General features: G+C 55.8%; 8 protein-coding genes. 4 read left to right on the top strand and 4 right to left on the bottom strand.

Annotated elements, in window-relative coordinates; all coding sequences use genetic code 11:
- Positions 1 to 544 (top strand): transposase (locus tag BHAP_RS02585; protein ID WP_143248715.1); only part of this gene is annotated, 544 nt, incomplete at its 5' end.
- A gap of 137 nt (positions 545 to 681) precedes the next feature.
- On the opposite strand, the gene BHAP_RS11980 is transcribed toward BHAP_RS02585, so the two are convergent.
- Together BHAP_RS11980 and BHAP_RS02575 are read right to left on the bottom strand one after the other, a co-directional pair.
- Positions 682 to 2,919, bottom strand: coding sequence for an ABC-F family ATP-binding cassette domain-containing protein (locus BHAP_RS11980; protein ID WP_094729253.1), 2,238 nt, complete (start codon positions 2,917 to 2,919; stop codon positions 682 to 684).
- Positions 2,920 to 2,969: 50 nt separating this feature from the next.
- Positions 2,970 to 3,695, bottom strand: coding sequence for a type 1 glutamine amidotransferase (locus BHAP_RS02575; RefSeq protein WP_094729252.1), 726 nt, complete (start codon positions 3,693 to 3,695; stop codon positions 2,970 to 2,972).
- Between the two features lie 206 nt (positions 3,696 to 3,901).
- Between BHAP_RS02575 and cysS the strand changes: the two genes are divergently transcribed.
- Positions 3,902 to 5,539, top strand: a complete 1,638-nt coding sequence (gene cysS, locus BHAP_RS02570) for a cysteine--tRNA ligase (protein ID WP_094729256.1) — start codon at positions 3,902 to 3,904, stop codon at positions 5,537 to 5,539.
- A gap of 326 nt (positions 5,540 to 5,865) precedes the next feature.
- Here cysS and BHAP_RS02565 read toward each other — a convergent pair whose 3' ends face one another.
- Positions 5,866 to 6,771 (bottom strand): cation transporter, encoded by a 906-nt coding sequence (locus tag BHAP_RS02565; protein ID WP_094729251.1) that lies wholly within the window; start codon positions 6,769 to 6,771, stop codon positions 5,866 to 5,868.
- 386 nt (positions 6,772 to 7,157) lie between these two features.
- Here BHAP_RS02565 and valS point away from each other — a divergent pair, with 386 nt between their 5' ends.
- Positions 7,158 to 9,926 carry a valine--tRNA ligase gene (gene valS, locus BHAP_RS02560; RefSeq protein WP_169713151.1) on the top strand — a complete coding sequence of 923 codons (2,769 nt, stop codon included), beginning with the start codon at positions 7,158 to 7,160 and terminating at the stop codon, positions 9,924 to 9,926.
- Positions 9,927 to 10,283: 357 nt separating this feature from the next.
- Positions 10,284 to 10,751, top strand: coding sequence for a hypothetical protein (locus BHAP_RS02555; protein ID WP_143248714.1), 468 nt, complete (start codon positions 10,284 to 10,286; stop codon positions 10,749 to 10,751).
- Positions 10,752 to 10,771: 20 nt separating this feature from the next.
- Here the strand turns inward: BHAP_RS02555 and BHAP_RS02550 are convergent, their stop codons facing one another.
- Positions 10,772 to 12,982 carry a hypothetical protein gene (locus tag BHAP_RS02550; RefSeq protein ID WP_094729249.1) on the bottom strand — a complete coding sequence of 737 codons (2,211 nt, stop codon included), beginning with the start codon at positions 12,980 to 12,982 and terminating at the stop codon, positions 10,772 to 10,774.
- Between the last annotated feature and the right edge of the window lie 164 nt (positions 12,983 to 13,146).

Genomic DNA, 13,146 nt, shown 5'->3' with positions numbered 1-13,146 from the left:
GTTCAAGGCCATCGGTGAACAGACCGTTACCGTACCCGGCACCGACATGGCCGAGACCATCATCCCCTCGATCGCCCGCGACATCAAACAGATCAAGGACCGGCGCCGCAACCTCGCCTCGCAGGTCGAGGAGCTCCTCAACGATCACCCTCTTCTCACGGTCCTGACGTCGATGCCCGGGATAGGCGCCAGGACCGCAAGCAACATCCTCCTCGCAATCGGCGGGAACATCTCGAACTTCAAAAACGCGGCCCACCTCGCCGCGTACGCCGGCATCGCGCCCATCACCAGCCAATCCGGCACCAGCATCAAAGGCGAACACCCCGCCCGGGGCGGCAACAAACGCCTCAAGAACGCACTATGGCAGTCTGCGTTTGTCGCCTCCACTAAACACCCGCCATCCATCGCCTACTACAAACGCAAACGAGGACAAGGCAAACACCACAACGCCGCCATCATCTGCCTCGCCCGACGCCGCTGCGACGTGATCTACAGCATGCTCAAGAACGGCACCCTCTACCAGGAACAAACCCTCGCCGCCTGAACAAAACACAAACACCGGCTACGGCAACGAATCGCCAAGGCCAAAGCGAAGCACGCCCACCACAACCAACCAGAATGCGACACGTCAACCCCTCACACGGTTGACAAAAACATAGGAACACCCCCTGAAAACCTCAACTATTCAAGCTGTTCAGACAGCTCCATCCATTCGGCAGTCAGGTCGTCAGATTCGTCGTTCACAGCTTTAAGCTGCTCGTTGAGCGCGTTGAGCCCTGCATAATCGCTTGGATTATGCTGAGCCATTTGCGCTTCGAGATCAGCTTTTTGCTCTTCAAGTTTGGCGAGTTTACGGTCAATAGCAGCCACACGCTTGCTCGCATCATGGAATGCTTTACCAGTGAGCTTGGGCCGACTGATCTCATCGCTCTCACTCTGCGTAGCAGCATCCGCCGTTGCCTCAGCCGTTGAAGACACTCCAGTATCACCCGACGCCGTAGTGTCAGCACCAGCACTCACTCCCTTGCGCTTCTTCCCATACGCCGGTTCGAGCACAGGCAGCGGCTTGCCATTCTTCAAATCTTCGACCATGTCGAGATAATCCTGCACACCACCGGGCAAATGACGCACTTTACCGCCGATCAACGCGAACTGTTCATCAGTCACACGTTCGAGCAGATACCGGTCGTGAGAAACCACGATAAGAGTGCCCGGCCACGTATCGAGCAAGTCCTCCATTACGGCGAGCATGTCCGTATCCAAATCGTTGCCAGGCTCATCCATAATGAGCACATTCGGCTCATCCAGCAAGATCAGCAGCAACTGCATACGACGTTTCTGACCACCGGACAGGTCAGCGATCGGCGTCATCAATTGCGCCGACTCAAAGCCGAGCCGTTCCATAAGCTGACCGGGAGTCACTTCCTTGCCGTCCACGATATAACTTGGCTTATAACGGCTCAATACTTCCTTAATCTTGTATTTGCCGAGCTTCTCCAGCTCATCAAGTCGCTGAGAAAGTACTGCGAAACGAACTGTTTTGCCGATGTTTACATGACCAGCAGTCGGCGTCAACGAACCGTCAAGTAATTTCAACAGCGTGGACTTGCCAGCACCGTTCGCACCAACGATACCAAATCGATCGCCAGGACCGATCAGCCACGTCACATCGTCAAGAATCTTACGGCCTGTAACCGTAACGTGACGCGCAGCCGTCGTCGTATCAACAACGGATTCATCCACGCCAATGGTTTCGCCGCCAGTCAAGCGACGGCGAGTCGCACGTTCCTCGTCACTCATCGCAGCTTCAGCTGCTCGCGCAGCCGCAGCTGCCTCAACCGCCTCAGGCACGCCAGCATCTACCAGTCGCGGATCGTCCATATCTGTCACCGCAACTTCAATCGAACCGTGCACTTGAGGCTCGGCATACATGGGATTGACCACGTCGACACGCGACGCAGAATCAGCCATCGCCGCAACATCAGGGTCAATCGCATCACTCGCCGATACCGTACCAGCTACATGCTCGAAAATCTGAGTCACATCAATCAGATCGACAACCTGCTTGCCGAGGCGCGATGTTGCCATTTGCTTCAATTCCAACGTGTTGCGCATCGGCGGCACATCAGCGATCAGTTCGCGCGCAGCCTTGACATGGAACTTCTGTTTCGTTGAACGCGCACGCGCACCGCGAGACAACCACGCAAGCTCCTTGCGAGCGAGATTGCGCCGTTTTGTCTCTCGCACGTCGGCTTGCCGATCACGTTCGACACGCTGCAGCATGTACGCAGAATAACCACCTTCGAATGGATCAATCACCCCGTCGTGAACTTCCCACATCGATTCGCACACTTCGTCCAAAAACCAGCGATCGTGGGTCACCAGTAGCAGTGCACCTTCACCGCGCGACCAACGATTTTTCAGATGCTCAGCCAGCCAGTGAATCGTGACCACGTCCAGATGGTTGGTCGGCTCGTCCAGCGCGAGAATATCCCAATCATGAAGCAGCAGACGAGCCAAATCAGCACGACGACGCTGACCGCCAGAAAGTGAGCCGATCTTCGCATCCAAACTCATCCCGCCGAGCAACGCTTCGACGATTTCACGCGACCGCGTTTCCGCAGCCCACTCGTAATCCGCGCGTCCTTCCAGCGCAGCTTCACGAATGGTTGCGTTATCATCAAGCGGATCACGCTGATCAAGCATGCCGAACGTCAGACCATTGCGCTTGGTCACACGGCCTGAATCCGGCTCTTGCGTGCCCTTAAACAGGTGAAGCAGCGTGGATTTGCCGTCACCATTGCGACCAACAATACCGATGCGATCGCCCTCAAAAACACCTTGCGTCACATCAGTGAAGATGGTTTTGGTAGCGAAAGCGAGTGAAACGTGTTCCAATCCAATATCGTAAGTCGGCATAATGCACCAATGTAGCCGAAGACGGCAACTTTTTGAGTTGCCGTCTTACATCACGCCAACGTTTGCGCATACGTGTTGCACCGCGCCGCGAATCCAGAAAACACTTGCTCAGCAAGCGGCAAAATCTGCGGATCGTATTGCGCAAAATCTTCCCGCAACTGTGACTTCGACCCACCAGCAGCCTTGAGATCCTTGACCATTGACGGCTCGTCAAGCCACTCTTCAAGCAGCGGAGCACTCACTTCGAGATGGAATTGCAGTCCCAAAGCCGTGCCGAAGCGGAACGCTTGCACTTTAGTAGTCACAGAACGCGCAAGCAGCCGACTATCCGCGGGCAGTCCAACCACGTCGTTGTGCCAGTGCAGCACGTCGACTTGCTTGTCCCACATGGAGAAATAGTCGTCCTTATCCACGCGCTTAAGCGGGCCAAAGCCAATCTCCGGCGCCTCTCCCCGACTCAACTTCGCACCCAACGCGGTGGCAATAATCTGATGGCCGAGACACACGCCGAGCACCGGCTTGCCGACACTAATCGCCGCTTTAGCGAGTTTCGTTTCGACTTTAAGCCCGGGATACTTGTCATAATCGGTCGCGCCCATCGGCCCACCCATAATCACCACGCCAGCGATCTCATCGAAATCAGGAAGATCCGGCTTCTTCTTGTCAACGATGGTCAGCACTTGTGACGGCATACCTAACTCATCGAGATAGGTCTGGATACGTCCCGGCTTTTCCCACGGGACATGCTGCAAAATCAACACTTGCGGTCGAGTCATACTCTCTATTGTGACATCACCTACGTAAACAAAACGTTCACGTTTCGCACACAATCGTCAGTAATTCTCAGTAATCGCTCAGCAATTACCTAGTATTCACCCAGCAATAACCCAATACTCGCCCGCTCTACGGCCAGTAACACTCCCCAAACAACCGATCCCTCGCTCCTCGCACGATGTCGGCCAACGCGAATACGCTCAAGACTATGACTGAAGCTCAAGAACCGCTGAATTCCAACACTTGCGGACAGACCATCGCCAAGTCCGCATCCGCGTTGCGACTTTACGACACCGCAACACACACCGTCTCCCCATTCAAGCCGATCAAACCCGGGCAAGTAGGCATCTACGTGTGTGGCGCAACGGTACAGTCGTCCCCGCACATCGGACACATTCGCGCGGCTGTCGCGTTCGACGTGGTGCGTCGCTGGTTCCTGCGACTCGGCTATCAGGTCACGTTTGTGCGCAACGTAACTGATATCGACGACAAGATTCTCGATAAAGCTGCGGCTGCAGGTCAGCGTTGGTGGGCGCGCGCATATTATTACGAGCGCGAGTTTACGCAGGCATACGATACGCTCGGCGTGTTGCCGCCGACTTACGAGCCGCGCGCGACCGGTCACATGATTGACATGATTGATCTGATCCAGCGCATTATTGACAACGGTCACGGTTACGTTGTACGCGATGCCGACGGCAAGCCGACTGGCAACGTGTATTTTGACGTGGCAAGTTGGCCGCACTACGGCGAGTTGACGCATCAAAAGCAGAGTGCAGACGGCTCGACTGCGGCTGAAGTCGACGAGGCTGCGGCTGTTGCGGACCGTATGGGTCCGAGTGTGGATTCAGCAGGTAACGACAAGTACAATCCGGTTGATCCGGCTGATTTATCACCTGACAAGCATGACCCGCGCGATTTCGCGCTGTGGAAAGCACCTAAAGATACAGATCCGATGGACGCGCGCTGGGCGACGCCGTTCGGCGTGGGCCGACCTGGCTGGCATATCGAATGCTCGGCGATGAGTCACCGTTACTTGGACGGCATGTTTGACATTCACGGCGGCGGACTCGACTTGCGTTTTCCCCATCACGAAAATGAGATGGCGCAGACGCGCGCGGCCGGTTACGATTCTGCAGCTCGTTGGATGCACTCGGCGTGGGTGACTGCGAAGGGCGAGAAGATGTCGAAGTCGCTGGGCACTGGATTGTCGGTGCCGAGCGTGCTTGCTGAGCATTCGGCGTGGGTAGTGCGTTACGCTTTGGGTTCAGTGCAGTATCGGTCGATGCTTGAATGGTCTGATCAGGCGCTGGTTGAGGCGCAGGCTGCGTATGATCGCGTATCGAACTTTATCGAACGCGCAGGCGTAGCGTTGGGCGGTCAGCCTGAGCGTGAAGAGATTGAGTCCGTAGGCGCGGACGCACTGCCGACTGATTTCGTGACTGCGATGAACGACGATGTGAACGTGTCGGGAGCTACTGCGGCGATTTTCACTGCGATTCGTAACGGCAACACGTTGCTCAGTCAGCTGGCTGATCGTGCGGATTCTGACGCTGCTCGCGATGAAATACGTGCTGCATTGGTTGCGGTGCGCGCGATGCTCGATACGCTGGGACTCGATCCGCTAGCCGAACCGTGGGTAGGTGGTACTGCAGCGGCCGGTGCTGACAGTGAGAACCGTGAGCATGAGGTGCTTGATACGTTGATTAACGAACAGCTCACCGCTCGTGCGCAAGCTCGCAAGGCGCGTGATTTTGCTAAGGCTGATCAGATTCGTGACGCGCTCGGCGCAGCCGGCATCGCCATCGAAGATGGCCCGCAAGGGTCCACTTGGAGCCTGAAGTAAGCGTTGTCCAAAGGCCGTAACTGAGCACTATCTCGTGCTTCTCATTGAGTTACGGCCTTTTTCATCCCTCCAAACGACCGTAACTCAGCACTATCACGCACCTAACATTGAGTTACGGCCGTTTGACGGTACAAAAACGGCCGTAACTGAGCACCATCTCGTGCTTCTCATTGAGTTACGGCCTTCTTCATCCCTCCAAACGACCGTAAGTCAGCACTATCACGCACCTAACATTGAGTTACGGCCGTTTGACGGTATAAAAACGGCCGTAACTCAGCAGTAGCGTGTGCTTCTTGCTGAGTTACGGCCGTCCCAATAGCGTCACGTCAGTCGAACACAAAATCGACATCGACAATGTGCAGTCGATGCCTCAACTCCGCTTCCAGCGAGCGCTTGCAGTCAACGAGATTAGCCACGTCGATCGTCTCGCCTGTACCAGCCAAATAAATGTCAACCGTATAATTCATGCCAGTCTTGAAAATCAGCGTCTGTTCATATTCCGTATTCGCCGGCAAATGACGCTGAGCTGTAGCTTCAACAAACGCATTCGTCTCGTCGTCATCGTGCACGCCACCAACCAGCTCAACGAATGCTTCTTTGAGCACGCTAAACGGCTCTTTAATCGTAAACAATACGAGCGCAACGGTAATAAAGAAGTCACCTGTGTAATGCAAGAAGTCAAGACTTCCGCCGGTCGGCAGGAAGAGCAGAATCAGAGCAACCACACCGATGCCAAACGACATCGTGCCATCCACAAGCGTGCTCTTGCATTCAGCGGTCAGCATTGTGCTGGAGTTTCGAATCGTATGGTTTTCGCGGCGATAATATAGATACAAACCGAAACAGATCAGTACCATCGCGATTTCGTAGATCACTACAGGGCCAGTTTCAATACGCTCGCCTTGCCCGAGGACGAAATAATCGTATGCCACTCGCGACACGTCCACGAACGAAAACAGCAACAGCGACATCGTTAGAATGGCTTTGCAGATTGCGTAAATCGGTTCGAGCGCGAACAATCCATTCGGGAAACGCTCAGTAGTGCGCACAGTGCGCGACGATAAATATACTGCAATAACACCGGACAGTACTGAAATCGCAGTAAAAGAAGCATCAAGGAACAGCGCTTTAAGTCCAGTCATGAAAAACACGGCCATACCAGCCGCGACTTGGATCATGTTGACCACGTTGCCGACGATCAGTGCTTTGCGTTCTATGTGTTTATTGGTCATAGGGCGGGCCTTCCATATTGCACGGCATGTCTGCGTTGGCCCGCTACTTCACTGGCCACCCGTTCCGTTACGGGCGCTCGATTCGCGAGGGCGCACGGCAGTCTGCGTATAGGTGGTGTCCGAAGGAATTTGAGAACAGCGTGAGTATTCCAAAAATCCACGGATTTATTTGTCCCTACAAGGATACTGAAGACCCGCGATTTGACTTCTGTTCTGAGCAGAATTTCGACAGTCGTCGTCCGGTTGTGTACGTTGCAAAGAACGAACCTCACAAGCGTCATCCACATCAGGCATCACGCCCGCTCATCAACTCATTCATCAACTCATTCATCAACTCACGCATAAGCGCTCGCCCGATGTCACCTAAGCCGCATAAAATCGCGCGTATGAGCGAAACCATCAACGCAAATTTGACTCCATTGCCCGACAAAGTCGGCGTGGACGGTCTAGAAGATAAGTGGCGTGCCGTCTGGGATGAGCAGGGCACGTATAAGTTCAACGATACTCGCGACCGCAAGGCTGTCTATTCCATCGATACCCCGCCGCCTACGGTATCCGGTCACTTGCACGTCGGTCACGTGTTCTCATACACGCACACTGACGTGATCGCGCGTTACAAGCGCATGAAGGGCTTTGACGTGTTCTACCCGATGGGCTGGGACGACAACGGTCTGCCAACCGAGCGCCGCGTGCAGAACTATTACGGTGTGCGCGTGGACGTGAATCTGCCCTACGACCCGAATTTCAAGCCGCCGTTTGAAGGTACTGACGGCAAGAAAATCGAAGCCAAAGATCAGGTGCCGATTTCGCGTAAGAACTTCATCGAATTGTGCGAGCAGCTCACTGCCCGCGATGAGAAGCAGTTCGAGGCACTGTGGCGCTCGCTGGGCCTGTCGATCGACTGGTCGCAAACGTATCACACAATCGGCGAACATCCGCAGCGCGTGGCACAGAAGGCATTCCTGCGCAATCTCGCGCGCGGCGAAGCGTACCAGCAGGATGCACCCGGTCTGTGGGATGTGACATTCCAGACTGCGGTTGCGCAAGCTGAGCTGGAATCCCGCGAATATCCGGGCTTCTATCATAAGGTCGCGTTCCGTTTTGAGGACGGTACGCCGATTTACATTGAAACCACCCGTCCTGAGCTGCTCGCAGCCTGCACGTCGCTGATTGCGAACCCGGACGATGATCGTTACAAGAAGTACTTCGGTCAGTACGTTTACTCTCCGCTGTTCAAGGTGAAGGTGCCGATTCTGGCTCACCCGGCTGCCGAAATGGACAAGGGTGCCGGTATCGCGATGTGCTGTACGTTCGGTGATGTAACCGACGTCGAGTGGTGGCGTGATTTGAAGCTGCCGACCCGTCCGATTATTCAGCGCAACGGTCGTATTGTTATGACCGTGCCGGATTGGATTACCGACGAGGGCGGCAAGGCAGTCTTCGAGGAGACGGCTGGCAAGACTACGTTCTCCGCACGCAAGATTATCGTCGACAAACTGCGTGAATCCGGTGATCTGGACGGTGAGCCGACGCCGACCAAGCGTATGACGAACTTCTACGAGAAGGGCGACAAGCCACTGGAAATCGTCACGTCTCGTCAGTGGTATCTGAAGAACGGCGGCACCGACACGGCTCTGAACGCGCAGCTGATCGAACGCGGCAAGGAACTCAACTTCCACCCGGACTTTATGCGCGTACGTTACGAAAACTGGGTGCACGGCCTGAACGGCGACTGGCTGATCTCCCGTCAGCGTTTCTTCGGCGTGCCATTCCCGCTGTGGTACCCGGTGAAGGAGGATGGTTCGGCCGATTACGATCATCCGATCACGCCGAGCGAGGATATTCTGCCGATTGACCCGACGATCGACGTGCCGGCTGGCTTTACAGCTGAGCAACGTGATGTGCCGGGCGGTTTCACGGCGGAGAAGGACATCATGGATACGTGGGCGACGTCTTCGCTCACTCCGCAGATCGTGACGCACTGGGCTGAGCCGGGCGAGGAGAACGAGGCGCTGTTCAAGGCGACGTTCCCGATGGATTTGCGCCCGCAGGGTCAGGACATTATTCGTACGTGGCTGTTCTCGACTGTTGATCGCGCGCATCTTGAAAATCACTGCTTGCCGTGGGCACACGCGACCTTGTCGGGTTGGATTCTCGACCCGGATCACAAGAAGATGTCGAAGTCGAAGGGCAACGTTGTCGTACCGAACAAGCCGATCGAACAGTTCGGCGCAGACGCGGTGCGTTACTGGGCTGCTTCCGCTCGCCTCGGTTTGGACGCAACGTATGACGAAGGTCAGATGAAGATCGGCCGCCGTCTGGCGATTAAGCTGCTTAACGCGACGAAGTTTGCGCTGGCGATTGGCCGCGAGGACGAGAATCATCATGTTGGCACTGCTGCGACTGCATCGTGGGACCCGGCTGATGTAACCGAGCCACTCGATCGTGCAGCGATGGCGAAGATGGCGCTCGTGGTGCGTCAGGCCACCGATGCGCTTGAATCGTATGAGCATTCGAAGGCGCTTGAGGTGATCGAAAGCTACTTCTGGCAGTTCTGCGACGATTATATTGAGCTCGTCAAGAACCGCGCGTATGGTACGCCGGATGTTGCTGGTCATGTGCCGAGCGAGGCTGCCGTGAAGTCTGCACGCACGACGTTGGGTCTGGGATTGGACGCGTTCGCACGTCTGCTCGCCCCGTATCTGCCGTATGCGACGGAAGAAGTGTGGAGCTGGATGCACGCGGATGACGGTTCGGTGCATCGTGCAGCATGGCCGACGCCGAACGTGTACGAGCAGGCTGCGTTTAAGGTGTCACCGGAACTGCTTGCTCACGCTGGTGAGGCTCTGGCTGCACTGCGCGGTATTAAGTCGAAGGCTAAGGTCTCGATGAAGACGCCGATTCTGTCCGTCAAGCTCGGTGTGGCTGATGACGTGCGCGAATCGTTGCAGAGTGCGATGGGTGATATTGCTGAGGCTGGTCGCGTGGTCGGTCGCATCTCCTTCGCGAGCGCGGCCGCCGCGATCAAGGCTGCACACGAAACCGCCGAAGCTGCAGTCGATGCTGCTGCTAGGGCAAAGGCCGAAGCCGAAGCCGCGATCGACGTCATCGTCGAAGAAAGCGAGCTCGGAGAGCCGCCTGTTAAGAAGAAGTAAGACTTCTTCTTAACAGGCGGCCTTCGCGGCTGCTTATAGCGCAGCCGCTCACTGAGCCTACGGGCAGTCCACAGGACTGCCCGTAGGCTCAGCCTGTGAAGAAGAAGTAGTAATTCCGGTCTCGGCTCCCCTTGTCAGGACAGCACTGCGAAGCGGTCTGAGGGGTAGCACACCCAAGAACGCAAACCCGTGTATCCGTCTGGCGTGGCGGAAATCTCTCGCTGAGCACCCGCTCAGCGAGAGATTTCCGCCACGCCATACTGATACACGTGATGAGACAATGAGCATTGTTCCATTTTGTATGCCATAACCTTGCGGTACGATGTCGTTAACGATAATCGCAACGAGGTGAACGGCATGAGCAATGTAAATAACACAGATATCAACGATCAAATAGACGATCTGCCCGAAGATGAGCTGATCAACGACAAGCCACTCAAACGTATTGTTCTTATCGGTCTTGCGCTGATTGCTGTATCCATTTTCCTGCCGGGTGCGCAACATACTGCACGTATCCCGGTGCAAGCGACTGTCACCGCAATCGGCGCATGGATGATGACCCTGCCATTGTTGATAGTCTCGTGGCACCAATTCCGTACCAAACGCCACTTCCCTGTGGTTACGCATGTGATTCTACCGATTATCGGTCTTGTCATGGTTGCCGCACGTATCATTCTTGTGCCAATGGGCGCGTCCACGATTTTTCTTAATCTATGGTCGATCGGCGGCACATTTCTCGTATTTCCTCTTGTGCAGCAGTTAATCGAACTGATCTCCGGTAGCGTCGACATGGAAACCGGTGGCCGACAAGTCCACTATCAGTGAGACTACTGTACGGTTTGAGACTACTGTACGGTTTGATAGACCAACAGGAATCGCGACATCGCGTCATTCGTCGCCGGCAATGTCAACGTTGTACGTTGTGACAAATCATTCAACGCACCCGCATCACGCAACGCTGGTACCGCGACAGACAGTATGTCAGCACCGTCACTCAACGTCGTAGTTGCGTTCACCGTAGTAGCATTGCTCGCCGTAAGTAACGTCCCCGGATGCATCCCCTGCATACCAAACGCTACGGATGGCGTGTCGATTACGCTAACCGTACCAGTTTTCGACTTGCCACCACCTTGCGCATCCGTATCACCATCACTATTGCTGTTAGCATTGTCTGAGTTATCCGAGCCAGCCGCACCATCCGATCCGCCGCTCGACTCACCTCCGCTGATCGATCCCACCGCCCCAGCAAAACTCATCACATCATCCTTGCTCATCGCAATCTGATCGTCAACCAAGCTCGCCGATTGACCATCATGTGACGTCTGCTGTTGCGCCCGCGCAGCCGCCTGCTCACGCGCCGCACGCAACTGCTTGAGTCGTGCCGCCTCGACCACAGCCGCGATGCCGTTACCACCAACTCCCAGCGTCGGAGACGACGATTCAGACAGCGAGCGCAACGGATTCGCAACACTCTTGCGTGAGGCAGAAGACGCATCAGACGACGACTCCCCCGCTTCAAACTGGTCTTCAAACCGCAGCAGCAACTGCTCAATCGCCTGTGCACGTCCCGTATGCTCACTGGCAGTAGCGAGCGCGGCCATTGCCGCATCAACTTTCGCTTGATCGGCTTTGAGATCGTCACTCGACTGGAACGATGCGTTCGTCTGCTCAATCGCCTGCGCTTGATATGCCGCCGCACCGGACGATGTGCCGCCAGTCAGCTCACTCAAGTGCTCGGTGTATGTGTCCGTGTACGCCATCGAATATGGGATCATGGCTTGCGACAGTTGCGCTTGCCCAGCACTATATCCCGACGAGCCGAGCTGCGACTCATGACCAGCGGCCTGTTTGAGCTCGTCTATTAAACCGTTTGTTCCCTGCTGTCGGATGCGCCGGATAATCGTATCAACTTCGTCAGCTGCTCCCGTATGCCGGTGCGCGGCACTCACCGCGTTCACTGCATTTGCGAGATCAACTACAGCTTGCGCGAGCGGCGTGTCGCCACTCAATTCGCCGGCCGTACCGATCAGCGCAGACATCTGCGTTTTCGTACTGATCGAACCGCGCAAATGCGTTGTATACGAGCCCACGTATGCGGCCATATACGCGTCGAATGCTCGCTTGTGTGCGGCACTACGTTCGCTGATCGTCGATTCGGCGAGCGCACGTTCACTCTCGCGCAATGCAGTCAGCTGTGCGATGAGATCGTCATACTGATGATTGCCGGCGCCGGACATATCGTTTGCGAGCGAAGTCGCTCCAGCTGTCAGATCGCTGAGCTGCGTATTGAGCGAGTCCGCATCGCTGGCTGGTACTGCAGCGAACACAATCGGACTCATTGAAAAGTGCGTGGCGTTCAGATAAACGCCGAAATCGAGTACCGTTGCTAAGTCCGAGGTAAACGCGTTCGTAGCGTTTGCAACAGCTTTATCGCGCGTAGCATGCGCATTGTCTGTGCTGTCCGCAACGTCCGTGTGTGCAGCACCGCTGCCGTCTACTGTGTCACCCCTAGCGTTGCCGACTGCTGCGATCACCGTATCCGAACCGTGCTGTGTTATCGTGACACCGTCGCTCGCAGTCAGATCACTGCCTGCGTCGGTCGGGATGGTAAACGCGAGTACTGGCACGAGATTATCAGCGATGTTTGCGATATCAGTAGATGTAAGTTCGTCGCGTGTAACAGTAACGTGGACGCCGACTAGCCCGTGGGCGCCGTTGATCGTCGCCGCGTCCGTCTGCGGACCGTCTAACGAATACGTGACTTGTACATGCCACGGTAGTGCTTCCGTATCGGCTGACATGTGACTGATCGCGGCCGACTTGCTGTTATTACCGTCGATGCCGGTCAAGTACACGATCGACTGCGTCGTGTCGTTTGCAATAGTATGAGCGTTCAACGCCGCGTATACATCACGATTGAGGTATCGGCTTGCGGCCCGTGCAGTTCCGCTGTCAGTACCGACGCCGGAACCAGCTGGCGTCAGCAATGTCAGCGTAAGCGCGAGCGATACGGACGCCGCGGCAACCCGCGTCAGAAATACACCGACACAACCCATACCGCCCTCCGCCTATCCGTTACCGTTCGTCAACGTCAGTGCATCTTACCCGCCACTCATCCCATCTATGTTGCCGGCGAACACATCGAGCAGCATCCAATCAGGTGCCTAGTATCTGGCGTCAGAAGTGCGTTAATGATGTTCGCGGCTCTCCCTGGCAAGGG

Source organism: Bifidobacterium hapali (genome assembly GCF_002259755.1).
GTDB lineage: Bacteria > Actinomycetota > Actinomycetes > Actinomycetales > Bifidobacteriaceae > Bifidobacterium > Bifidobacterium hapali.
The sequence above is the reverse complement of the archived record's forward strand: the minus strand, read 5'-3'. Positions and strand labels throughout refer to the sequence as shown.

Bases quoted from the DNA above. Each gene is read 5' to 3' on its own strand.
- BHAP_RS11980 (WP_094729253.1), bottom strand. From the start codon at position 2,919: ATGCCGACTTACGATATTGGATTGGAACACGTTTCACTCGCTTTCGCT.
- BHAP_RS02575 (WP_094729252.1), bottom strand. From the start codon at position 3,695: ATGACTCGACCGCAAGTGTTGATTTTGCAGCATGTCCCGTGGGAAAAG.
- cysS (WP_094729256.1), top strand. From the start codon at position 3,902: ATGACTGAAGCTCAAGAACCGCTGAATTCCAACACTTGCGGACAGACC.
- BHAP_RS02565 (WP_094729251.1), bottom strand. From the start codon at position 6,771: ATGACCAATAAACACATAGAACGCAAAGCACTGATCGTCGGCAACGTG.
- valS (WP_169713151.1), top strand. From the start codon at position 7,158: ATGAGCGAAACCATCAACGCAAATTTGACTCCATTGCCCGACAAAGTC.
- BHAP_RS02555 (WP_143248714.1), top strand. From the start codon at position 10,284: ATGAGCAATGTAAATAACACAGATATCAACGATCAAATAGACGATCTG.
- BHAP_RS02550 (WP_094729249.1), bottom strand. From the start codon at position 12,982: ATGGGTTGTGTCGGTGTATTTCTGACGCGGGTTGCCGCGGCGTCCGTA.